Origin of the sequence: Yimella sp. RIT 621 (assembly GCF_004146205.1) — a bacterium.
GTDB lineage: Bacteria > Actinomycetota > Actinomycetes > Actinomycetales > Dermatophilaceae > Yimella > Yimella lutea.
This window is the reverse complement of record NZ_SEIP01000002.1, coordinates 26,781-48,684: the sequence shown is the minus strand read 5'-3', so window position 1 is coordinate 48,684 and position 21,904 is coordinate 26,781. Positions and strand designations below refer to the sequence as shown.

General features: G+C 66.0%; 21 protein-coding genes and 1 tRNA gene. 8 read left to right on the top strand and 14 right to left on the bottom strand.

Going from position 1 to position 21,904, the window contains the following annotated elements; all coding sequences use genetic code 11:
- Positions 1-188 precede the first annotated feature (188 nt).
- Together EU513_RS16620 and EU513_RS02090 are read left to right on the top strand one after the other, a co-directional pair.
- Positions 189-1,640, top strand: coding sequence for an ABC transporter substrate-binding protein/permease (locus EU513_RS16620; protein WP_129624206.1), 1,452 nt, complete (start codon positions 189-191; stop codon positions 1,638-1,640).
- Positions 1,637-2,419, top strand: a complete 783-nt coding sequence (locus EU513_RS02090; RefSeq protein ID WP_129624205.1) for an amino acid ABC transporter ATP-binding protein — start codon at positions 1,637-1,639, stop codon at positions 2,417-2,419. The genes EU513_RS16620 and EU513_RS02090 overlap by 4 nt, the downstream gene beginning before the upstream one ends.
- Positions 2,420-2,641: 222 nt before the next feature.
- Here EU513_RS02090 and EU513_RS02085 read toward each other — a convergent pair whose 3' ends face one another.
- A complete protein-coding gene (locus tag EU513_RS02085; protein WP_129624493.1) occupies positions 2,642-3,472 on the bottom strand; it encodes a uracil-DNA glycosylase in 831 nt (276 codons plus the stop codon).
- A gap of 232 nt (positions 3,473-3,704) precedes the next feature.
- Here EU513_RS02085 and EU513_RS02080 point away from each other — a divergent pair, with 232 nt between their 5' ends.
- Positions 3,705-4,292 carry a 4'-phosphopantetheinyl transferase superfamily protein gene (locus EU513_RS02080; RefSeq protein WP_129624204.1) on the top strand — a complete coding sequence of 196 codons (588 nt, stop codon included), beginning with the start codon at positions 3,705-3,707 and terminating at the stop codon, positions 4,290-4,292.
- The gene (locus EU513_RS02075) at positions 4,289-5,572 is read left to right on the top strand and encodes a glutaminase (RefSeq protein WP_129624203.1); all 1,284 of its coding nucleotides are present in this window, start codon (positions 4,289-4,291) and stop codon (positions 5,570-5,572) included. The genes EU513_RS02080 and EU513_RS02075 overlap by 4 nt, the downstream gene beginning before the upstream one ends.
- Positions 5,573-5,588: 16 nt before the next feature.
- Here the strand turns inward: EU513_RS02075 and EU513_RS02070 are convergent, their stop codons facing one another.
- The 9 genes from EU513_RS02070 to EU513_RS02030 form a co-directional block, all read right to left on the bottom strand.
- Positions 5,589-7,946, bottom strand: a complete 2,358-nt coding sequence (locus EU513_RS02070) for a glycoside hydrolase family 65 protein (protein WP_129624202.1) — start codon at positions 7,944-7,946, stop codon at positions 5,589-5,591.
- Entirely contained in the window at positions 7,943-8,698 is a 756-nt protein-coding gene (locus tag EU513_RS02065) for a beta-phosphoglucomutase family hydrolase (protein WP_129624201.1), read from the bottom strand. The genes EU513_RS02070 and EU513_RS02065 overlap by 4 nt, the downstream gene beginning before the upstream one ends.
- A 54-nt stretch (positions 8,699-8,752) precedes the next feature.
- Positions 8,753-9,916 (bottom strand): class I SAM-dependent DNA methyltransferase, encoded by a 1,164-nt coding sequence (locus EU513_RS02060; protein ID WP_240795885.1) that lies wholly within the window; start codon positions 9,914-9,916, stop codon positions 8,753-8,755.
- A complete protein-coding gene (locus tag EU513_RS16245) occupies positions 9,885-10,130 on the bottom strand; it encodes a type I restriction-modification system subunit M N-terminal domain-containing protein (protein WP_240795884.1) in 246 nt (81 codons plus the stop codon). Before EU513_RS16245 ends, EU513_RS02060 begins: the two co-directional genes overlap by 32 nt.
- Before the next feature lie 41 nt (positions 10,131-10,171).
- Entirely contained in the window at positions 10,172-10,744 is a 573-nt protein-coding gene (locus EU513_RS02055) for a PIN domain-containing protein (protein WP_129624200.1), read from the bottom strand.
- A gap of 3 nt (positions 10,745-10,747) precedes the next feature.
- Positions 10,748-11,239, bottom strand: coding sequence for a helix-turn-helix domain-containing protein (locus EU513_RS02050; RefSeq protein WP_129624199.1), 492 nt, complete (start codon positions 11,237-11,239; stop codon positions 10,748-10,750).
- A gap of 83 nt (positions 11,240-11,322) precedes the next feature.
- Positions 11,323-12,366, bottom strand: coding sequence for a hypothetical protein (locus EU513_RS02045; protein WP_129624198.1), 1,044 nt, complete (start codon positions 12,364-12,366; stop codon positions 11,323-11,325).
- Positions 12,367-12,759: 393 nt separating this feature from the next.
- Positions 12,760-12,836 (bottom strand) — tRNA-Pro (locus tag EU513_RS02035).
- A 156-nt stretch (positions 12,837-12,992) separates the two neighbouring features.
- Positions 12,993-13,928 carry a metallophosphoesterase gene (locus EU513_RS02030; protein WP_129624197.1) on the bottom strand — a complete coding sequence of 312 codons (936 nt, stop codon included), beginning with the start codon at positions 13,926-13,928 and terminating at the stop codon, positions 12,993-12,995.
- Positions 13,929-14,020: 92 nt separating this feature from the next.
- On the opposite strand from EU513_RS02030, the gene EU513_RS02025 reads away from it, so the two are divergent.
- The gene (locus EU513_RS02025) at positions 14,021-14,470 is read left to right on the top strand and encodes a GatB/YqeY domain-containing protein (protein WP_129624196.1); all 450 of its coding nucleotides are present in this window, start codon (positions 14,021-14,023) and stop codon (positions 14,468-14,470) included.
- A gap of 52 nt (positions 14,471-14,522) precedes the next feature.
- Here the strand turns inward: EU513_RS02025 and EU513_RS02020 are convergent, their stop codons facing one another.
- Complete coding sequence (locus EU513_RS02020) at positions 14,523-16,898, bottom strand: transglycosylase domain-containing protein (protein WP_129624195.1); 2,376 nt, start codon at positions 16,896-16,898, stop codon at positions 14,523-14,525.
- 305 nt (positions 16,899-17,203) lie between these two features.
- On the opposite strand from EU513_RS02020, the gene EU513_RS02015 reads away from it, so the two are divergent.
- The gene (locus EU513_RS02015; protein ID WP_342771365.1) at positions 17,204-17,482 is read left to right on the top strand and encodes a WhiB family transcriptional regulator; all 279 of its coding nucleotides are present in this window, start codon (positions 17,204-17,206) and stop codon (positions 17,480-17,482) included.
- Position 17,483: 1 nt separating this feature from the next.
- On the opposite strand, the gene EU513_RS02010 is transcribed toward EU513_RS02015, so the two are convergent.
- From EU513_RS02010 to EU513_RS02000, 3 genes are read right to left on the bottom strand one after another with little or no spacing between them, the layout of a single operon-like run.
- Positions 17,484-18,644: an ArsA family ATPase gene (locus tag EU513_RS02010; RefSeq protein ID WP_129624194.1), complete on the bottom strand. Its 1,161-nt coding sequence runs from the start codon at positions 18,642-18,644 to the stop codon at positions 17,484-17,486.
- On the bottom strand, positions 18,641-19,627 hold the full coding sequence (locus EU513_RS02005; RefSeq protein ID WP_129624193.1) for an ArsA-related P-loop ATPase: 987 nt from the start codon (positions 19,625-19,627) through the stop codon (positions 18,641-18,643). The genes EU513_RS02010 and EU513_RS02005 overlap by 4 nt, the downstream gene beginning before the upstream one ends.
- Before the next feature lie 9 nt (positions 19,628-19,636).
- The gene (locus tag EU513_RS02000; RefSeq protein WP_129624192.1) at positions 19,637-20,335 is read right to left on the bottom strand and encodes an alpha/beta fold hydrolase; all 699 of its coding nucleotides are present in this window, start codon (positions 20,333-20,335) and stop codon (positions 19,637-19,639) included.
- A 91-nt stretch (positions 20,336-20,426) separates the two neighbouring features.
- On the opposite strand from EU513_RS02000, the gene EU513_RS01995 reads away from it, so the two are divergent.
- Positions 20,427-21,707 carry an FAD-binding oxidoreductase gene (locus EU513_RS01995; RefSeq protein WP_129624191.1) on the top strand — a complete coding sequence of 427 codons (1,281 nt, stop codon included), beginning with the start codon at positions 20,427-20,429 and terminating at the stop codon, positions 21,705-21,707.
- Positions 21,708-21,745: 38 nt separating this feature from the next.
- Positions 21,746-21,898 carry a DUF4177 domain-containing protein gene (locus tag EU513_RS01990; protein WP_129624190.1) on the top strand — a complete coding sequence of 51 codons (153 nt, stop codon included), beginning with the start codon at positions 21,746-21,748 and terminating at the stop codon, positions 21,896-21,898.
- Positions 21,899-21,904 lie beyond the last annotated feature (6 nt).

Here is a 21,904-nt window from a genome sequence, read left to right as displayed (position 1 = left end):
CAGGCGTCCTTCCGTCTGGTGGCTTCACATGAAGGGGATTGGTCACACTTTACAGTCCGCACGGTTCGATCCCGAATCGGTGAGCCGCGCGAAATCGCGCATCGGCGGCATTCCACGGGTCTCTGCGGGCGGTTGCGTGCCTGAGCGGGATTCGTGGGTAGCGATTGATCGGCGTATAACTGGTCGTCATGCGTTCCATCACCTCGCGTACGGTCGCTGCGCTCGCGGCCGTCCTTGTCGTCCTCGCGACGTTGCTCGGATCCGGCGGCACGGCGGCCGCTGCGCCGGCCCCGACGTCCGTGCAGGAGTTGCCGAAGCTGCTGCGGGTCGGCACCGAGGGTGTGTACCCGCCGTTCAGCTACCACCAGGGCAACAAGCTCACCGGGTATGACGTCGAGTTCATGGAGGCGCTGGGGCGCAAGGCCGGCGTCCGCATCCAGTTCGTCGAGGTGCCGTGGGACTCCATGTTCGCGGCTTTGTCGTCCGGACGCATCGACGTCGTCGCCAACCAGGTCACCAAGAACCCCGAGCGTGAAGGTCTGTACGACCTGTCGACCCCGTACATCGAGACGACCGGTGTCGTCGTGGTGGCCGAGGACGACGACTCCGTCAAGAAGCTGTCCGACATCAAGGGCAAGCGGGCCGGCCAGAACCTCACGTCCAACTGGGCGCAGACGGCGAAGGCGAACGGTGCGCAGGTCGTCGGTGTCGACAGCATGGACAAGGCGATCCAGAACCTGCGCCAGGGCAGCGTCGACGTCGTGGTCAACGACAAGCTGGCCGTCCGCAACTTCCTGGCCACCACCGACAACCCGGGTGTGAAGATCGTCGCCGAGACCGACGACAAGTCGGAGTCCGTGCTCGCGGCCCGGAAGAACTCGGGCTACATGCCCGCCCTGAACAAGGGCATCAACGAACTCAAGGCCGACGGCACCTCACAGCGGCTGTACGACAAGTACTTCAACCCCAAGGCCGAGCCGATCACCGACTGGAAGATGATCCGCGAGAACGCCTGGCCGATGGCGTGGGCCGCCATCAAGGTGACGATCCCCCTGACGATCATCAGCTTCGTCATCGGTCTGATCATCGCGCTCGGTGTGGCGATCGCGCGGATGTCGACCAACCCGCTCGCGTTCCTGCCGGCACGGCTGTTCATCTCGATCTTCCGCGGCATCCCGGTGCTCGTGCTGTTGTTGCTGATCTACTTCGGTCTGCCTCAGTTCGGTTGGAAATTGGCGCCGTTCACCGCCGCGGTCGTCGGCTTCTCGCTGAACGTCGCCGGGTACGGTGCGGAGATCATCCGGGCCGCGATCCAGTCGGTGCCTCGTGGGCAGTGGGAAGCAGCGCGGACGATCGGCATGGATCATCGGACGACGTTGCGCCGCGTGATCATCCCGCAGGCCGCGCGGACGGCCGTCCCGCCGTTGTCGAACACGCTCATCGACCTGGTCAAGAGCACCTCGCTCGCCTCGGCGATCCTGGTCGTCGAATTGCTGCGTCAGGCGCAGATCGCGGCGGCCCCGACCTTCAAGTTCTTCACGCTGTACAGCCTCGCGGCGCTCTACTACTGGCTGATCAGCGTCGTCCTGTCGTTCTTCCAAGCACGCATCGAGAAGCGAGTGAGCAGGTTCGTGGCATGAGTGAACTGGTGCAGGTCTCCAACCTCCGCAAGTCCTTCGGGGACAACCGGGTGATCGACGACATCTCGTTCACCGTGCCGTCCGGCAGCGTGACCGTCATCCTCGGGCCGTCGGGTTCGGGCAAGACCACCCTGCTGCGTTCGCTCAATGGCCTCGAACTACCCGAGTCGGGCACCGTCGAGGTCGCGGACGCGTCCGTCGACTTCTCCCAGGTGCGCCCGAACAAGCGCGGACGTCTGCCGAAGACGCAGCAGGCTTCGTTGAACCGCCTCGGCGCTCAGAGCGCGATGGTCTTCCAGTCCTACAACCTCTTCCCGAACCGCACCGCCCTGGAGAACGTCACCGAGGGACCCGTTGTAGTGCAAGGGGTTTCGCAGGAAGCGGCGCGCGCCGAGGCGCTCGACCTGCTGGCCAAGGTCGGCCTGGCCGACCATGTCGACAAATACCCTTACCAACTGTCCGGCGGCCAGCAGCAGCGCGTCGGCATTGCCCGAGCCCTCGCTCTGGAGCCGAAATTGGTGCTCTTCGACGAGCCGACCTCGGCCCTCGACCCCGAACTCGTCGGCGACGTCCTGCGGGTGATCCGCGATCTGGCCGAGGAGGGCTGGTCGATGGTGATCGTCACCCACGAGGTGAAGTTCGCGGCCCAGGTCGCCGACCAGGTGCTGTTCATCGACCAGGGTCTGATCGTCGAGCAGGGTCCGCCCGCGCAGGTCATCTCCAACCCGAGCAACCCCCGCACCCAGGACTTCCTGCGCCGCATCCTCGAACCGATCTGACCGAGCACGATCGAGACCCGGTGAGATGCGCTGGGACGCAAGCCAGAAGGTTATCTCTCACTGAGAAGGCTCGGTCATCCTTCTGAGGAGGAGCAATCCTTCTCCACTCCGCTGGGGGTGCCCCTCGGTACGGTCAACCCATGGTCACCGAACCCGCGAAGGTCTACTGGCCCGGGCCTGCTCCGACCGTCCTGGCGGTAGTCGTCGCAGGTGCATGCCTGGTCAGGGCGCGAGCAGGCCGATCGCCGCGTCCAGCATTTGCTCGGTCAGTCGGCCGGTGAACGTGTTCTGCTGACTGACGTGATAGCTGCCGACCAGCTTCACCTGACGAGTTTCGTTCTGCAACAACGCCACTGCGCCGTGGCCGAACTTGGGTTTCGGGCGCGGGACGTCCCAGCCCAGTCGGCGAGCAGCCGCCAACGTGGAGTCCCAGCCGATCGAACCGAGAGCGAGAATCGAATAGAGGTTCGGTTCGGCGAACTGCAGGTCGCGGTCGAGCCACGGAGCACAGGTGCGCCTCTCCTCGGTCGTCGGTTTGTTGTCCGGCGGGGCGCAGCGCACGGACGCGATGATGCGCAGATCGGTGAGTTCGAGGCCGTCACCCGCGTGTTCGGACGACGCCTGGCCGGCGTACCCGGCGCGGTTGAATGCCGCGTACAACCAGTCGCCCGAACGGTCACCGGTGAACATGCGTCCGGTGCGGTTGGCGCCGTTGGCAGCCGGTGCGAGTCCGACGACGAGGACACGAGCGTCCGGGTCGCCGAAGCCGGCACCGGGTCGACCCCAATACGGCTGTGCGGCAAAGGAAGCACGCTTCTTGTTCGCGACCTCCTCGCGCCACGTCACCAGGCGAGGACAGGCTCGGCAGACGGTGATCCGGGCGTCCAGTTCGGCGAGATGCGGCGCGCTCCCGGCCAGCGAAGCGACCTCGTCGGACGTGTGCGCGACAGGAGTGGACGCGTCGGCTTCATCGCCCGGCCATCCCGTTCCCGGTGGTACCGGCGAGGGGAACAGCTGTCCGGTGATCGGGTGGGGGAACTGAGCATCGGGCATGAAGCCATTGTCGGGGTGAGCGCCGGTGCACGACGGCCTGGTTGTCTGCTCGCTGGTTACGCCGAACGCCTCGTCACACTCCTGGGTCGGGCCGTCGAGGAGCAGGCAGCAGAGTCCCTCGCGCATTGCCCGGTTGAAGTTGTCCATCTGAGGAGCGATGTTGGTGAAGTAGAAGGAGTCCACGTTCACCTGCTGCGCGCCCGGGGTTCAGGTCTGCTGGGATGATCGTGGCGTGGAACCGGTGGTGCTGATCCAGCGCTCGGTGGTGCGGCTGCACCCCGAGCCCGACCCGTTGCGCCTGATCTCCGGTAGCGACCGAGCCCGTTGGGAAAGGTTGCGTCGGCCGTGCGACCGACACGATTTCCTTGCTGCACGGCTTCTTGCTCGGGACGCCGTCGCGCAGATCTGTGGCCCGGGGCCGGCGGCCGATTTCGTGCAGCGTTGCGATTCCTGCGCAGGACCGCACGGCCGTCCGGTCGTCACGAATCACGACGTGTCGGTGTCGTGGGCGCACGCGCACGGCTTCTCGGCAGCAGCGGCCTGCCGAGGCGACAGGCTGGGCGTCGACATCGACCTCCTCGATCCGGACCTCCTCGTGCCCGACGTGGGCGTGACCGGACGAGCGTTCGTGCGAGCCGAGGCCCTGGTCAAGGCGGGTGCGTTCGATCTCGACGTGGTGCTGGAGCTTGCGCGTCACGGTGAGTTGGGGTGGCCGGGGGGTCGGCGGGATGTGTATGGGCTCGTTGTCGAGGACGTCCCGACCGGTTTCGACGGGGTCATCGCCGCTGTCGCCTGGCGGCGTCCTACGGTTGGTTCGTGAAGACACCGGTACCGGATTATCTCGAGGAGATCCTGAGTTCCTGCGCGCATGAGACCAGTGGCGCGCTGGCCGACTACATTCCAGAACTTGCCAACGTCGACCCCGATCAGCTTGCGGTCGCAGTGTGCACGACCAACGGCAGCCTCTACTGCGCGGGTGACGCTGACAACGCCTTCACGATCCAATCGATCTCGAAGGCGTTCGTCTATGCACTCGCGCTGCAGGAGCACGGAGTGGACGCGGTCGTGAAACGCATCGGCGTCGAACCCAGCGGCGAGCCTTTCAACGAACTGTCGCTCGAGGCCGGCTCAGGTCGTCCGCTCAACCCGATGATCAATGCAGGCGCGCTCACCTGTCACGCGCTCATCGGTGGCCCCGACTGCGACCCGGACGAGCGTTTCGAGAAGGTGCGCCAAGGGCTGTCTGCCTTCGCCGACCGTGAACTGGACGTGGACGAAGCGGTGTTCGAATCGGAGCTGGCGGACGCCTATCGCAACAGCGCCATCGCCAACATGCTGCGCTCCTACGGGGTGATCGACGGCGACCCGGCCGATGTGGTCCGCGGCTACACCCGGCAGTGTTCGCTGCGGGTGACCACCCGCGACCTCGCCCGCATGGCCGCGACGCTGGCACACGGGGGAGTGCAGCCCGCCACCGGCGAACGCGTGGTCGACACCGACGTGGTGCGCCAGGTGCTCAGCGTGATGATGACCTGCGGCATGTACGACGCGGCCGGCGACTGGATGACCAGTTGCGGTTTCCCGGCCAAGAGCGGGGTCAGCGGCGGGATTCTGGGCGCGCTCTCCGGTCAGGTCGGGCTGGCGACCTTCTCGCCGCGACTGGACGATCATGGCAACAGCGTTCGTGGAATCACCCTGTGCCGCAGACTTTCTCGCGACATGGGTCTGCACATCATGAACAGCCCTGAAGAGTCGCAGTCGGCAGTGCGTCGCGACCGTCGAATGCGTACGCGCGATGGACATCTGGTACGCATCCTGAGCCTTCAAGGCGAATTGCGTTTCAGCGGAGCCGAATTCGTGCTGCGCGAGATCGCCGAGGATGACACCGATCTCGAACGCCTCGTCCTCGACCTGCGCCGGGTGTCCTCGATCGACCGCGTTGCCGGGGTGATGATCGCCGAGGGACTGCGACGGGTGCAGCAGGAGGGGTGTCGCGTCGTCCTCGTCGACCCGGACGGTGTGCTGAAGGTTCCGGCCGAGCACCCTGCGCCGGAGCGAGTCGAGCACCTCGACGAGTACCGAGAACTCCCCCGGGTCTGACCGCGGGCCCGGCCCTTCAATCCAGTGACACGGGTGCGCGTCCGACGGGTTGAGTGGGCTGCGCAGTGAGCGGCTGGACAGGTTCGACGGGGAAGCTGACCGGCTTGGAGGTGGTCAGCGTGAACTTGTGGTCGTAGTGGCGCAGTTCGCAGTGACCCTCGGTGCCGTCTTCCAACTGATAGGTCGCGTGATCGTGAGTGACGCTCACCCGGATCTTGTACTCGCGCCACCGGATGGAGAAGGCGAGACGGTGCATCTTCGGCGACAGCACCGGCGCGAAGCTCAGGTGGCCGTCGTACTCGCGCATCCCACCGAAGCCGGCAACCAGCGCCAACCAGGCGCCGGCGAGCGAGGCGACGTGGACGCCGTCCTTGGTGTTGTGTTCGAGGTCGCGTAGATCCATCACCGCTGCTTCGGTGAGGTAGGCGTGGGCGAGTTCGAGTTGGCCGACCTCGGCCGCCATGACCGCCTGGGTGCACGCCGACAAGGAGGAGTCACGCACGGTGATTGTTTCGTAGTAGGCGAATGCCTTCGCTTTCTCCTCCCGCGTGAACCGGTCACCACACCAGTGCATTGCCAGCAGCAGATCGGCCTGTTTGACGACCTGTTTGCGGTAAATCTCGAAGTAGGGGTAGTTGAGCAGCAGCGGATAGCCGTCGTCCTTCAGCGTTGCGTCGAAGTCCCACACCTCGTTGGCGGTGCTTCCCCGATTCTGTTGGTACACATCGCGTTCGGTGTCGAACGGAACGGCCATGCTCTCGTCGGCGGATCGCCATTGCGCGATCTCGTCCTCGGTGACGTTCAAGTCGGCCGCCTGCTCCGGCCACCGCTGCGCTGTGTCGGCGGCGTACCGGAAGTTGCGAGCCGCCATGAGGTTGGTGAAGGTGTTGTCGCCGACGATGGCGGTGTATTCGTCCGGCCCGGTGACGCCGTCGATGTGGAATTTTCCGTCGTCGCCGTGGTAGCCCAGGCCGGCCCACAGGCGTGCGGTCTCGACCAGGATGGCCAACGCGATGTCCCGGTCGAAGATCTCGTCGCCGGTCCAGAAGACGTAGCGTGCAGCGGCAAGGGCGACGTCGGCATTGATGTGAAAGGCCGCGGTGCCGGCAGGCCAGTAGGCCGAGCACTCCTGTCCGCGGATCGTGCGCCACGGGAACGTTGCGCCCTCCATCTTCAGGTGCTGCGCGCGCTCTCGCGCGAACGGCAGGACCGAGTGCCGCCAGCTGAGGGCGTCGCGTGCCGCCGATGGCGCGGTGGCGGTGAGCACGGGAAGCACGTAGCTCTCGGTGTCCCAGAAGCAGTGACCGTCGTAGCCGGGACCGGTGAGTCCCTTTGCTGCGATCCCGCGACCCTCCGCGCGAGCTCCCGCTTGCAGCACATGCCAGAGTCCGAATCGGACTGCTTGCTGGACGACCGGAACGCCGTCCACCTCGACGTCCGCGCCATCCCAGAAATCCTCGACGTAGGCGGCCTGTTCCTGCACCATCGAATGCCAACCGGTGTGCAGCGCCGCCGAGAGTGCGCCGTCGACCTGGTCGCGCAGCGCGGGCATGGTGCGGCGGGAGGACCAGCCGTACGCGACGAACTTGGTGACCCCGATGATCTCGCCGGGGGCGAGGTCGGTGCCGATCGTGGTGCGACTCCAGTCTTCTTCGACGTAGGTGTGGCTGCCGACGCCCGGGTTGTGCAGGACGTGGTCGCAGGCGGCCGCCATCCGAAGCCCGCTTTGCCGGGTGTGATGGATCAGCAGTGAGCGGTTGTGATTGTGGCTGTGCAGTTCAGGAATCAACGGATCCTTGAGCGCGGCCGCGACGCGTGGGTCGTCGGAGACGGAGGGCAGTTCCTCGTTGGTGACCATCTCGGACTGGATCACCACGCGCAGCGGGTTGTCGACGGCCTCCACCTGGTAGCGGACAGCGAGGATCGCTCGCTGGGTGAACGACACGAGCCGGGTCGACCGCACCCGGACCAGACGGCGGGAGGGCGATTCCCACAGCAGGTCGCGGTGCAGCAACCCGGTGCGCATGTCGAGAGTGCGTTCGTGGTGGTGGATGACGCCGTAGCGCAGATCCAACGGCTGATCGTCCACGAGCAGTCGGATGAGTTTTCCGTTGGTGACGTTGACGATGGTCTGCCCGGAATCGGGGTAGCCGTAGCCCGCCTCGGCGTACGGCAGCGGACGCTTCTCGTAGAAGGAGTTGAGGTACGTGCCGGGTAGACCGCTGGGGTCGCCCTCGTCCAGATTGCCTCGGACGCCGATGTGTCCGTTGGCGAGTGCGAAGACCGACTCGGCCTGGGCGAGATTGTCGAAGTTCAGCCCGATCTCGCGCACCTTCCAGGGCTCGACGGTGAACGCGGACGGGTGTGCGGTCATCGGGTTCCTCCACTCAGCAGGTCGGCGAGGTCTTCGACCACGACGTCGGCGCCGTGCTTTCTCAACGCCTCGGCGTGACCGACCCGGTCGACGCCCACGACGTAGCCGAAGTGGCCGGCACGCCCTGCCTCGACGCCTGATAATGCGTCCTCGAAGACCGCCGCCTGCGCGGGATCGGCTCCCACGAGTGCAGCGCCGGCCAGGAAGGAATCGGGTGCCGGTTTGCCCTTGATGTTCGATCGCGCGAGCGTGACCCCGTCGACGCGGCCTTCGACGAGTCGATCGAGACCGGTGACCCTCAGCACCATCTCGGTGTTCGCGCTGGACGAGACGACGATCCGGTGAAGGCCTGCTTTCTTGGTTGCCTCCAAGTACGTGCGAGAACCCTCGTACACCCTCACGCCGTCGCGGGCGATCACCTGCTGCACCTGCTCGTTCTTGCGATTCCCGAGCCCCCGGACGGTGGCGGCGCCGGGTGCGTCGTCGCGCGTTCCCTCTGGCAGCGTGATGCCCCGAGAAGCGAGGAAATCGCGGACCCCGTCCTCGCGTGGCTTGCCGTCGACGTAGTGGGTGTAGTCGCGGTCGGTGTCGAACGGCACGAAACCCTCGCCGTCGCGATCACGCAAGTACGCGTCGAACATCGCCTTCCATGCCGTGCGATGCACGCTCGCGGTGTCGGTGAGCACACCGTCCAGGTCGAACAGGCAGGTGGTGATCCCGTCGGGCAGGCCCAGCGTCCGTGGCGCCGTCATATCGTCTCCATCGTCGACCACCGCCACGGTATCCCGGCGCAGGCTCGAGTTGCGTCAGGTGTCTTCAACGTGTCGGCGGCCCTTTACGTCGTGCAGCGCGCCGACGAACAAATGGAAGCGCGGACGGTCGATCGTGCTTTTCGGCTTCCGTGCCCCTCTCACTGAAACCGGGGTTGTCGGTGGGTCACCCCACGATGGGGTGAGAGCCGTCCGCAGTGATGAGAGGTGTGTTCCATGGTCGACCTGTTCGAGGACGACGACCTTGAAGAAGCTGAGTATTGGGCAGCGCGGGAGGTGCTCGAGGAGATCCTCGGTTCGTTGCCATCCCGCTTCATGGTTCTCCTTGAGCTGCATCGGCTGGTCATTGCTGATAGCAAAGACGTCATCGTCGACAAATGGGAGAAGGCCGACCGGTTGCTCGATCTGTACAACCTCCTTCTCGAGGAATGGCGTAGTGAAGACCCAGAGCCGCTCGGTCCACGGTTGCCCGGGGCGGGCGACCTTCTTGTCGAAGAACAGCACGTTGGCCTTCACGCCCTGGGCGTAGAAGATCCCGGTCGGCAGGCGCAGCATGGTGTGCAGGTTGAAGTCGGTGAGCAGCTTGCGCCGCATGACCTCGCCAGCCCCACCTTCGAAGAGCACGTTGTCGGGCAGTACGACGGCGGCGCGGCCGTTGGTGTCGAGGATGGTGGCGATGTGTTGGACGAAGTTGAGCTGCTTGTTGCTCGTGGTCGCGACGAAGTCTTGCCGCTCGATCTCGCGGTCTTCTCGCACCTCGCGGCCGTCGGCGCCGACCATCGTCAGGGAGGACTTCCGACCGAACGGCGGGTTGGACAGCACGACCGACCAGCGGCGGCCGGGGTCGGCGATGAGCGAGTCGCGCAGCTCGATCAGCGAGTCACCGTTGGAGGTGCCCATGCCGTGGAGCAGCAGGTTCATCGCGGCCAATCGGGCTGTGCTGTCGACGAGTTCGTAGCCCGAGGCGAAGCCGTCGCGCAGGTGATCGCGCTGGACTGGCGTCATCGACTCGGCGCCGCGGGCGGCGTGCTCGTGCGCGACCAGGAGGAAGCCGCCTGTGCCGCAGGCCGGGTCGACGACGGTGTCGGCGACCGTCGGGCGGACGACGTCGACGATCGCCTGGATCAGCGCGCGGGGTGTGAAGTACTGGCCGGTGCCAGAGCCCTTGTCAGAATTTGCGGAAGATTGTGCCGATGACACCGTCCTCGCGGGCGAGGCCGACGAGGATGCGGGTGTATTCGTACTCGAGCTTGTCGCCCTGGGCGTCGAGCAGCTTCTGCCAGGAGCACTCCTCGGGCACGATCTGCTCCGGTCGCAGCTTCCGGGTGGCGCGCTCGTGCGCCATCTTGAGGAACAGCAGGTAGGTGAGCTGCTCGGTGTATTCGATGACTCCTACTCCGTCATCTCGAAGCACGTCGCAGTACGACCTAGAGCTTGTCGGCCAAGCGGCGTGAATCAGTCATCGTGAACTCCTTGGCTTCGGATGCGAGTGACCGCCGCAGCAAACCGGGGGACACCAGCCCGCCGGAGTGACTCCAGCAGCTGGGGCAGCGAAAGAGACGGTCGCGACGAATCGCGCGACTGATTCTGTAGAGCGAGAAGGGTTTCCCGCGGGTGTAGTTCTAGCTGATCGAGCAGGAAGGCGTCCGGGTGGGAGACGGTCAAACCCCACTGCGCGAGTTCGGCCTCCGGAAAGTCCTTCAGGTTTGCCGTGACGATGACCTGGCATCGAGCCACGATCGCCGCCGCCATGACGTGCGCGTCTGTGGGATGGCCGGGCATGTCGCCGAGCAGTTGTGTGTAGGCGTTGACGGTCGCGTTCGGGAACGCGCCGGTCATGGCACGGATCCGGGCCTGCGCACCTTTGATACCAACGGACGGGAGCGGGGACAGGTTGCGCTCCAGTTCGACCAGGACGTCAGCGGACCAGCGTGGTTCGAATGCGCCGTTCTCGGCGATCCGCAGCAGGGTGTCGCACAGCGTCGGCGGATAGAGGACACACGTGTCGAGTAGGACCTCGAACGTCATCGTTCAGTGGCGCTTCAGTGGCGGCTGTCCATCGAGGAGGTCGTATAGGCCGGCGTTGTCCGCGTCCCGCGCCATCTCGTCAAGGCTCTTACGCCGTTGCACAGCCACACGCTCTTGATAAGCGATCAGATCCTGGAGAGCGACATAACGGTGACGGCCAGGCTTCACGGCTTCCAAGTCGCCGCGATCGATGATGCGCACCAGGGTCGGCCGCGAGATGCCGAGGAAGTCGGCGGCTTCCTGGGTGGTGAGCATTGCGTTGTGCGGGGCGACGGTCACGCCCATCCCGTGGGCCATGGCGTCCGCGACCTGGACGAGGACGCGGTGGACTTGCGCCGACAAAGCGATTGTTGTGCCGTCCGGCGCTACGAGGGCGACGAGACCGTCATCTCCCACCTGCAGGACCTTGGCCAAGGACGCTGCAGACGCCTCGTCTTCCGACGATGGAAGGTAGGTCGCGCTGTGGCGCGCGGCAGTCTTCGTAGGAGTCGGCATGACACCGAAGATAGATCAAAACGAACAAAACGAACAGACTTCTTCGAGTGGTCTACCGAACCAAAGCACCCGTGTTTCGTTCGTTAGTCGGTGTTGCTCGTTGTCGGGACGGCGTCGAGCTCGAGATCGCGGATGGCACGCCACTGCTCGGCGCTGGTCGCGTCGAGCCGGTAGTACGACTGCGGCGGCTCGCCGTTTTCCTCGCCGTACCAGGTGTCGTAGGGCGGGTTGCTCCGATCGAACTTGCGGCGGACCACGATCGAGAAACCTCCGTAGTCGCCGCGATGTTGGGGGACCGCGCGGCCTGTGGACGCCATGACGCGGAGGCCGCCGATCCATTGGTCCGGAGCGCGGGCACACATGTCCATGGTGGCGAGCACGGTTTCGCTTACTCCCAGGCCGGCCAACTGCCTGAGGTCCTCTTCGCTCCAGGGTGTAGCCGGGAGTGTGTCAGCCGACTTTGCCGATGTCCGTTCTCGTCGCGCAGGCGCCACGACGTAGTCTTCGACGTCTGCGACCGGCCACAGTCTCGACACGGTGATCGCGTGACCTTCGCCCCATTCATATGCGCGCACCTGGATGAGCACAATGTCGACTCCCTGCTCGGTGAGCCAGACCGCGGCCGAGGTGACGGCGGCGGGAAACTCACCCGCGACAAGCGTGATGCGCGGCTTCCGGAGTGTCTCGGTGGAGAGCTCAGGTGCATGCGCGGTCAGTGCAGCAAGGGCCTCATCAGCGGTCGACGGGGCGTCATCGCTCCGTCGAACGAATGACAGGTAGGCGTCCGCAAGGTCCTCGAGCGAGAATCGTGATGCCCGGGCCGCGTAGTTGATCGCCTGGGTAGTCACGTAGTCAGGGGCTCGGTCGCGTTTGAGTTCAGCGACGACGAGGCGACCGTCCGATCCCAGCCCGAGGATGTCGAGCCGGTCGGCTTCACGGCCGTCCTTCGACATCCATCGATCGAACTCGCTGGTAATGATCAGGACGTCCGGGCCGAGGATCTCCGGATTTGCGATTACCCACTCCTGCAGGTGGTCGCGTTCGCGCAGTCCGGCGGCGGCCAGCGAGGTCTCTCGGGCGGGCGCAGCGGTCGTGCCTTGCACCTTGAACACGAGTTCTTCGGACATCAAGGTCTCCTGTCCTCTGTTCGTTCCGTCGTGATCATTCGACTCCCCGGCTCTCCCACGCACCAAACGTATGTCCGTCCGGTGACACCCATCCGACGCGGCCGTTGCAGGAGCGACCCAGCGCGACAGATCCCGCGGTCGAGGGTGACGAGAAGACGTCGAACACGAATGGCGACCGGCCGTCGCGCGTCAGCGCTTTGAGCCTTACGTCGGCCGGCAGACCCTCGGCGTACATCCCCGACTGCCACTCGACGCCGCTGAGCGTCGTGCCCTGCGGTTTAGCTTCAACCACACCGTCGACGCGCTGATCGACGTACAGCGGGTAGTGACCAGTCCGGCAGTCCGAACAAGGACAACGAAAAACCGGCCCTGATCAACAGAGCCGGCTCGCCGTGGTCGGGGTGACAGGATTTGAACCTGCGGCCTCTTCGTCCCGAACGAAGCGCGCTACCAAGCTGCGCCACACCCCGTGGCCTGCGTACGTTGGCGCTTTTGGCGATACCCGCACGCAGCAAGTGGAGACTTTACCGGTTGACCGGGCAATCTCCCAATCGGGTTCAGACGCGTGGGGTGTCGAGATGTGCGCGGGTCAGGACGCGAGCAGATCTCGAGACCCCAGGCATCTGTCAGGACTTCGGGACGAGGGTCAGCAGCGTCGCCTCGGGGCGGCAGGCCAGGCGTACCGGCGTGTACTTGTTGTGCCCGAGGCCGGCCGAGACATGTAGCCAGGCGGCATCGTCCGGAGCCTGCGACGACGGAGCGTTGTCGGCGCCGGGCCACCAACGCGACAGTCCCTTGACCCGCTCTGTTCCGAGATCGCAGTTGGTGACCAGGGCGCCGTAACCGGGAACGCAGATCTGGCCGCCGTGCGTGTGACCGGCCATCACCATCGATGCGCCGTCCGCGGTCATCGCGTCGAGCACGCGAAGGTACGGCGCGTGGACGACACCGACCGTGAGATCGGCGTCTGTTGCGGCGGGCCCGGCGACCTTGTCGTACTCGTCGTAACCCAGGTGCGGATCGTCCACCCCGACCAGTTCGACGTCCAGGTCACCGATCGGGACGCGGGCGCGCACGTCAGTGAGGTTCGTCCAGCCACCGGCTTCGAACCCGCGCACCATGTTCTTCCAGGGCAGCGACGGCACGCCCATCTGGTCGCCCTGCTTGTGCGAGGAGTTGAAGTACCGGAATGGGTTGCGCCGTGCCGGGGCGAAGTAGTCGTTGGAGCCGAGCACGAACGCGCCGGGGAAGTCCATCAGCGGTGCCATCGTGCGCAGCACCGCCGGCACCGCGTTGAGATCGGAGCAGTTGTCGCCGGTGTTGACCACGAAGTCGGGCTCGAGGCGCGCGAGGTCCTGAACCCACTCGATGCGGCGGGCCTGGCGCGGCACCAGGTGCAGGTCACTGAGGTGCAGCACGCGCACCGGGTCGGCACTCTCGGGCAGAACGGGCACGGTCACCTCACGCAATGCGTACCAGTTGCGTTCGACCAGGCTCGACCAGCCGAGGGTCGCGGCCCCGAGAGCGCCGACGGCGACAGCTGAACGAGTGAGCGAGTGCATCCGCTCATCGTCGCACGGTGGTGACGGGGCACCGAAACGTCCGGGCGACAATTCGGGTGAGGGCGGTGTGACCGGAGTGGGACACTGAACCCATGACGCTCAAGCAGACGCTCCAGTCCGACCTCAACCAAGCGATGAAGAGCCGCGACAAAGTGACCGCCGGTGCGTTGCGCATGACGATCGCCGCCGTGAAGACCGCTGAGGTTTCCGGTGACACCGCCAAGGAACTGACCGACGACGAGACGCTCAAGGTCATCACCAAAGAAGCCAAGAAGCGTCGCGAGGCCGCCGATGCCTATGACGCAGCGAACCGTCCCGAGCTCGCCGAGCAGGAGCGCGCCGAACTCGTCGTACTCGAGAAGTATCTGCCCGCCCAGCTCAGCGACGCCGAACTCGACCAGATGGTCGCCGAAGCCGTCACCGAGTCCGGCGCCACCAACATCGGCGGCATGGGCAAGGTCATGAAGATCCTCCAGCCCAAGATCGCCGGTCGCGCGGACGGCGGCAAGATCGCCGCAGCCGTGAAGCGCGCGCTCAGCTGAGGCGACAAACGAAAGGCCCCGCCGATGGCGGGGCCTTTCGTGAACGGGCTGATCAGTTCGGTGAGACGGCCGGCGCGATCGTCGGCTGGGTGGACGAGGGACGACGTCCGGTGCTCGGGTAGATCGTGATCGTCGCACCCTTGGCCACCTTCTCGCCGCCCTCAGGTGTCGAGCCCATGATCAGACCCTCGAACAGCCGGGCGTCCTGGGCCGGCCCCTGCTTCACCTTGAAGCCGGCCGACTCCAGCATGGACGTCGCGTTGTCGGGCGTCTGTCCCTTGACGTTGGGGACGCGCACCTTGTTACCGTCCAGGAACTCCGACGACGGAGCGGCGAACTTCCTCTCCGGTTTGCCCCGGAGCGCGTCGTCCATGATCGTCTTCCAGATGGGCGCGGCGATCGTCGAGCCGTAGAGGTAGCCGTCGTAGTACTTGCCGCCGAGCCGGACGTCCTTCAGCGTCTTCTCGTTGTCGGCGTGGCCGACCCACACGGCCGTCGCCAGTTCCGGGGTGTAGCCGGCGAACCAGCTCTGCGTGGCGCCTTCCACGGTGCCGGTCTTGCCGGCTGCCGGACGATCCCCTGCGAGACGAGACGCGTAGGCGGTACCACCCGGCTTCAACACGTTCTCGAAGACCTTCGTCACGGTACGTGCGACGTCCTTGGAGAGCAGCTGCTTGCAGCCGGCCTGGGCCAGCTTCAACTGCTTGCCGTTCGCGTCGGCGATCGACTTGACCGGACGCGGGGTGCAGTAGACGCCGTCCGCCGCCACGGTGGCGTAGGCGTTCGCGAGGTCCAGAGCCGTCACCGGCTCCGAGCCGAGGATGATGCCGGAGGGCGACTTGCCGATCTCGGTGCCGTCACCGTTGCGCACTCCCATCTTGGTCATCGTCGCGTGCACGTCGCAGGCGCCGAGTTCGGAGACGAGCTGGGCGAACGCGGTGTTGATCGAACCGGCGGTCGCCTCGATGATCGGCATCGGTCCACCGGATTCGTGACCTTCGGAGTTGTGGACGTCCCAGTTCTCACCGGGAGCCAGTCCGCATTCACCCGGGAACTGCTTGTTGGTGAACCGGACGAAGTTTCCGTTCTTGTCCTTGCCGCTGAACTTCGGAACGTTGATGTCGCCCTCGATGTCACGACCCTGCTGGACCGCGCTCACGATCGCGAAGAACTTCGCGGTGGAGCCGATCGTGAAGCCCTGGCCACCGCCCATGTTCAGCGGGACGGTGTAGTTGATCGCGCTCTTCCCGGCGGTGGTGTTATTGCTGTACGCGGTGTTCTGACCGGTCGCGAGGACCAGCCCGGTGCCCGGCTGGATCGTCAGCGCTGCGGCCTGCACGTTCTCGGAGTTCGCCACCGGCACCTTCGACTTGATGTCCTTGTCCATCTTGGCCGCCAGCTTGGGGTCGAACGAGGTCTGGATCGTCAGCCCGCCACCCTTGAGCGCGGCCTCGCGCTCCTTGCGGGTCTTGCCGAGCGACGGCTCGTTGAGCAGCCAGTTGTAGACGTAGTAACAGAAGTACGGGTACTTCGAGCTGGCGCACGAACTGCTGATGTTGGTGACCTTGAGGTCGGACTTCAGATCGTGGCTGGTCGCGTCCGTGTATTCCTTGTAGGAGATCATCTGCTGGGCATACATCTTGCCGAGCACCTGGTTGCGGCGCTTGGTGGCCGCCTCCGGGTTGTTGATCGGGTCGGTGACGCCGGGCGCGTTCACCACGCCGGCCAGCGTGGCGGCCTGCGGCAGAGTGAGCTGCGAGGCGGAGCGGCCGTAGTAGTGGCGGGCCGCGGCCTCGACGCCGTACTGCTGGTCGCCGAAGTACACGAGGTTGAGGTAGCCGTCCAGGATCTGCTGCTTGGTGTACTTCTGTTCCAGAGTCACCGCGTACTTCAGTTCCTGCAGCTTTCGCACGTACCCCTGCATCCCCGATCGGGCGACGGACGCCGCTGCGGCGTCCTTGTTGCCGGAGGCCAGCGCCTTGTTCTGCAGGGCGACCTTCACGTACTGCTGGGTGAGGGTCGAGGCACCCTGGGTGCCGGCGCTCATGATGTTGGTGCTGATCGCGCGCAGCAGACCCTTGGGGTCGACACCGCCGTGCTCGAAGAAGCGCTCGTCCTCGATCGCCACCTGCGCCTGCTGCATCACCGGTGCGATCTTGTTCAGCGGCACCACGATTCGGTTCTCGTTGAACGGTGTGCCGATCACGGTGCCGTCGGAGGCGAGGATGCGGGATTGCTGGGCCAACGGGTTCATCTGGAAGTCGGCCGGCATCTGGTTGAACATCTTGATGCCGTTGTTGGTCGCCTGGCCCGCGACACCCACCGCGGGGATGACGAGACCGGCCGTCAGCAGGCCCATCGTCATGGCGACCGCGACGAAGCCGCCGAGCAGCGACATGACGCTGGCGATCCGGGAGGTTTGGCGCATGGAAGGAAGGGTAACCCGCCGACCTGGGTAAGCCCGGAATCCGCGTTTCGCGTGAACGTCGGCCAGGGGATGTGCGCCAGGGTTGCGGCGAAGGATAACAAAAAGAAGGTAAAGATTGGGTCTTCCCACAACATGACGCCGCTTGTATTATCGCGATTAGTAGGACAGATGACCTGGATACCCGGGTCCTCCAACGAAGACGTAGTCTCCGCATGCAGTTCGCGGTGACACGGGGGCGCGTTGGCGGGGCGGAATGTCCAGCAGTGCCCGAGGAGGCAGCTGTGACCGTTGTTGCACCCGACATCGTGATGTGGGACGAGAACTGGGCCGGACGTGCGTCCTGCCGAGCCGGTAGCCCCGACGACCTTTTCGCCAAGGGGGCTGCTCAGCAGAGCGCCAAGGTGATCTGCCAGCGCTGCCCGGTCGTGGCCGAGTGCCTGGCCGATGCGCTCGACAACCGCACCGAGTACGGCGTCTGGGGTGGCATGACCGAACGCGAGCGCCGTGCGCTGCTTCGTCGTCGCCCCGAGGTGAAGTCCTGGGCTCAGTTGTTCCGCGCTGCGCGTGCCGACGGCTTGGGCTGACTCAGCTGGCGAGTTCCTCGCCGATCTCGCGTAGTTCCGCGATGTCGTTGACGTCGTGACCTGCTGCGGCCACCTGGCCGACCGGCACCTGCGGGTGCAGTAATCGGAATCGGTCGATCGCCTCGGCGTGCCGCACGCCGAGTTCGGTGACATCGGCGTGCAGCCGAAGCAGTGCGGCGGTGTCCGTGGGTCGCCATCCGCTTGACCGGTCCGGTACCTCGTCCATCGCGTCCGCGGCGTTAAGTGCTCGCGTTGCATTGACCGACGGCACGTACGTCATCTGCACCCGGTTGACCACCAGCCCGGCCAACGGCATGCCGTCCTCCTCCAGACGGTCGACGAAGTACGCGGCCTCGCGCAGTGCGTCCCGTTCCGGGGTCGCGACGACGACGAAGGCTGTTGCCGGATCTTTCAGCAGCGCGTACGTCTGGTCGGCACGCTCGCGGAACCCACCGAACATCGTCTCCAGTGCGGCGATGAATGTCTGTGCGTCCGAAAGTAATTGGGCACCGAGGATCTTCGACATCACGGTCGTCACCGACGAGACGCCGACGCTCATCAGCTTCAGATAGGCCCGGCCGCCTGCTCGCGCCGGCGCCGTCATCAAGCGGATGAAGCGACCGTCCAGGAAGCTGCCCAAGCGCTCGGGGGCGTCCAGGAAGTCCAGCGCCGAACGCGACGGGGGAGTGTCGACGACGACGAGGTCCCATCGCAGCTCGCCGTCGGCAGCCGTCTCGCTCATGAGCTGGCCGAGTCGCTCCATCGCCATGTACTCCTGGGTGCCGGCGAAGGAACTGGAGACGGCTTGGTAGAAGGGGTTGTCGAGAATCTGCTGAACCTTCTCCGGTGCGGCGTGCCGGATCACCACCTCATCGAAGGTGCGCTTCATGTCGAGCATCATCGCGTCCAGCGATCCGCCCGCCGAGGCATCGATGGTCGTGACCGGCTCGGGTTCGTTGTCGAGGTGCTCGAGACCGATCGCCTGCGCCAATCGCTTCGCGGGGTCGATCGTCAGTACCGCGACGCGGCGTCCCTGTTCGGCGGCACGGATCGCGATCGCGGCGGACGTCGTGGTCTTGCCCACACCGCCGGAGCCGCAGCAGACGATGGTACGGATCGCCTCGTCGTGCAACAGGTCGTCGATCGAGAACTCGCTGCTCATCGCGCACCTTCCATCAGTGCGGCAGACAGGTGGCGCAGGCCGCCGGCATCGACGCCGCCGGGGACGAACGGAAGGTGCACGATCGGACGATCGAGCGCGCGCAGGTCGGCGAGTTCCTCGGCCTGCAGGTCGAGTCGGTCACCGAGGTCGCGTCCGGCTTGGACGAGTCCGTTGACCAGAGTCGGGCCGACGCGCAATCCGCTTGCGGCCAGGTCTGATTCGAGGTCTGCGAGGTCGGCATCGTCGGACTGCAGATGCGCCAGCGCGCGCTTGCTGAGCACGTCCGCGCGCTCCTGGTTGACCACGACATTTCCGATCGAGAGTCCTATGCCCCGCAGTTCGCCGGCGGCGTCGAGCGTCTCCTGCACCGGCATCTCCTCCAGCAACGTGACCAGATGGACGAGCGTGTCAGGGCCGGTCAGCAACTGCATGATCGATTCGGCCTGCGACTTGATCGGTCCGACCTTCGCCAGCCCGGCGACCTCCTGGTTGACGTTGAGGAAGCGTCCGATGCGTCCGGTGGGTGGTGCGTCGAGCACGATCGCGTCGTAGATCTGGTCGTGGCGGACACCGCGCCGGGAGGTACGTCGGCGGGCGGCTTCGTAAACCTTGCCGATGAGCAGGACGTCGCGCACGCCCGGTGCGATCGTGGTCGCGAAGTCGATCACGCCGAACCGTTCCAGCATCCCGCCGGCCATGCCGAGCTTGTAGAACATCTGCAGGTACTCAAGCAGCGCCGCCTTCGCATCGACCGAGATGCCCCAGACACTGCCGCCGTCCGCGCCGCGCGCCACCCGCGTCTCGACCTCTCCCAACGGCGGGATGTCGAGCAGTTGACTGATGCCCTGTCGGCTCTCGACTTCGGCGAGCAGGACCTGTTTGCCGCGGTCGGCCAGTGCAAGGGCGAGCGCGCCGGCGACGGTTGTCTTGCCGGTGCCGCCCTTGCCGGTCACGATGTGCACACGCGCGCCGTCCCAAGTCATGGAGTCACCCTAGCTTCGGGCGAACAGCGTCCGGATCGAATCGACCGTGACGTCGAACGCATGGGTTCCGGGCGTGATGAGCGGCCAGTGATCGGCGTCGGGAATCTCCACCAGTCGGGCTCCGGTGCGCTGCGCGTAGCGGCGCGAGATCTCGATCGGGACGTCGAGATCCGCGTCCCCGTGGACCGCCACGACCGGCTGCCGAGGCGGGAGCCGGATGGGGTCGGCGTTCGATGGTGGCGCACCGTCGAACAACGCTCGCACTGCGCCGGCGCCGAGCCCGTCGTGGTCGGCCGAGCGCAGGTCGAGACAGCCGGCCAGGCTGACCGCACCGACGAGTCCGGCACCTTCGGGTTGGTGCAACGACCAGACCGCGAGCTGTCCGCCGGCGGAGTGTCCGACGATCACCGCCGGTACGCCGCCCAGGTGTGCCAATGCCGCACGGATGTCGGCCGAAATGACCGGCCACCGCCCGCTCTCGGGACGTCGGTATTCAACGAGTGAGACCTCGAAACCGTTGTCGCTCAAGGCGGCCGCCATCGGACGAAGGTGCTCGCGGTCGTACGCGGGTTTCCAGAATCCGCCGTGCACCAGCACGACCAGGCCCGTGCCTGATCCGTCGTAGCGGTCGATCACCTGGTCCGTGGCCGGCCCGTACGGGAGGGTGCGATCGGGCCCCCGGGCCGGCTCGTCGGGCAGGCGGTCCACGGGGTACTCCTCGGTAGGCAAGGCCCGATGTGAAGCGTGTCTCACCGGTGCTAGCGTCGCAATGGTTTGCGCGTTCTAGGGAGAGTCAAGCATGGCCAACGTCCTCCGCCCACTGAGCGGATCGGGCACACCGCACGTCGTCGTCGTCGGAGCCGGGATGGTCGGTCTGTCGACCGCCTGGTACTTGCAGGAGCACGGCGTGCAGGTCACCGTCATCGAGCGGTCGGGGGTTGCGGCGGGTAGTTCGTGGGGCAACGCGGGGTGGATCTCGCCGGGTCTCTGCGTGCCCCTTTCGGACCCGTCGGTGCTCAAGTACGGGCTGAAGGCCGTGCTCGACCCGGACTCTCCGCTGTTCATCCCGCTGAAGCCTGACGTCCGGCTCGCGTCCTTCCTGCTCGGGTTCGCCCGCCGCTGCACCCCGGGTCAGTGGAGGAAGACGATGGACCTCTTCGTGCCGGTGAACCGTCTGGCCATCGGTGCGTACGACGAACTCGAGAGCAACGGTGTCGCGGCGAAGTCCCACGAGGCGCCGATCATGGCGGCGTTCCGCAGGGCCGAGGACGCGAAGGGCCTCGAGCACGAGATCGAACTCATCCACGAGGCAGGCCTCGACCTCGAGGCCACCGAGGTCGACAACGCCACCCTGCGGGCTGAACTGCCGATCATCAGCCCCGACGTGGAGAAGGCGATCCGCCTCGGCGGACAGCGTTACATCAACCCCGGCGAGTACGTCGACGCGCTGGCGAAGGCCGTGCAGGAACGTGGCGGACGACTGGTCATCGGTGCGAACGCCCGCGCCCTGCGTCACGGCCCCGGCGGAGTGACCGTCGAGATGATGAGCGGCGAGCCGGTGTCCGGTGACGCCGTCGTGATCGCCACCGGTGCCTGGCTGCCCGAGCTCGCCAAGACATGTGGCGTCCGTGTGCCGGTGCGGGCCGGCCGCGGCTACAGCTTCTCCGTCTCGGTCACCGACGAGAACGCGCGTCCGGTGCCGTGCCCGGTCTACTTCCCGCACGAGCGGGTGGCGTGCACGCCGCTCGGCGATCGGCTGCGGGTCGGCGGGACGATGGAGTTCGCCGGCACCGAGGACCCGCTGAGCGCCGACCGCGTGGCCGCCATTCGCCGCAGCGGCGAACCGTTGCTCACCGGTGTGAACTGGGACGACCAGCAGGACGTCTGGGTCGGCGGCCGTCCGGTGACCGTCGACGGGCTGCCCCTGATCGGCGAGACCAAGGTGCCGGGTGTCTACGTCAACGGCGGCCACGGCATGTGGGGCATCACCCTCGGCCCGCTGTCCGGCAGGCTGCTCGCCCAGCAGATGGTCACCGGTCAGGTGCCCTGCGAACTCACGCCCTTCTCGCCGACGCGATAATCGAACCGACCAGCTTCTCTCTTCAGACAGGAATCGCCATGACCAAGTGGGAGTACGCCACCGTCCCGTTGATCGTCCACGCCACCAAGCAGATCCTCGACCAATGGGGTGAGGACGGCTGGGAGCTGGTGCAGGTCCTCACCGGTGACAACGGCAACCTCGTCGCCTACCTCAAGCGCCAGAAGGGCTGATCCCAG

Excerpts from the sequence above, each read along its gene's own strand:
- EU513_RS16620 (WP_129624206.1), top strand. The coding sequence starts at position 189 with ATGCGTTCCATCACCTCGCGTACGGTCGCTGCGCTCGCGGCCGTCCTT.
- EU513_RS02090 (WP_129624205.1), top strand. The coding sequence starts at position 1,637 with ATGAGTGAACTGGTGCAGGTCTCCAACCTCCGCAAGTCCTTCGGGGAC.
- EU513_RS02085 (WP_129624493.1), bottom strand. The coding sequence starts at position 3,472 with ATGCCCGATGCTCAGTTCCCCCACCCGATCACCGGACAGCTGTTCCCC.
- EU513_RS02070 (WP_129624202.1), bottom strand. The coding sequence starts at position 7,946 with ATGACCGCACACCCGTCCGCGTTCACCGTCGAGCCCTGGAAGGTGCGC.
- EU513_RS02065 (WP_129624201.1), bottom strand. The coding sequence starts at position 8,698 with ATGACGGCGCCACGGACGCTGGGCCTGCCCGACGGGATCACCACCTGC.
- EU513_RS02055 (WP_129624200.1), bottom strand. The coding sequence starts at position 10,744 with ATGACGTTCGAGGTCCTACTCGACACGTGTGTCCTCTATCCGCCGACG.
- EU513_RS02050 (WP_129624199.1), bottom strand. The coding sequence starts at position 11,239 with ATGCCGACTCCTACGAAGACTGCCGCGCGCCACAGCGCGACCTACCTT.
- EU513_RS02045 (WP_129624198.1), bottom strand. The coding sequence starts at position 12,366 with ATGTCCGAAGAACTCGTGTTCAAGGTGCAAGGCACGACCGCTGCGCCC.
- EU513_RS02030 (WP_129624197.1), bottom strand. The coding sequence starts at position 13,928 with ATGCACTCGCTCACTCGTTCAGCTGTCGCCGTCGGCGCTCTCGGGGCC.
- EU513_RS02025 (WP_129624196.1), top strand. The coding sequence starts at position 14,021 with ATGACGCTCAAGCAGACGCTCCAGTCCGACCTCAACCAAGCGATGAAG.
- EU513_RS02020 (WP_129624195.1), bottom strand. The coding sequence starts at position 16,898 with ATGCGCCAAACCTCCCGGATCGCCAGCGTCATGTCGCTGCTCGGCGGC.
- EU513_RS02010 (WP_129624194.1), bottom strand. The coding sequence starts at position 18,644 with ATGAGCAGCGAGTTCTCGATCGACGACCTGTTGCACGACGAGGCGATC.
- EU513_RS02005 (WP_129624193.1), bottom strand. The coding sequence starts at position 19,627 with ATGACTTGGGACGGCGCGCGTGTGCACATCGTGACCGGCAAGGGCGGC.
- EU513_RS01995 (WP_129624191.1), top strand. The coding sequence starts at position 20,427 with ATGGCCAACGTCCTCCGCCCACTGAGCGGATCGGGCACACCGCACGTC.
- EU513_RS01990 (WP_129624190.1), top strand. The coding sequence starts at position 21,746 with ATGACCAAGTGGGAGTACGCCACCGTCCCGTTGATCGTCCACGCCACC.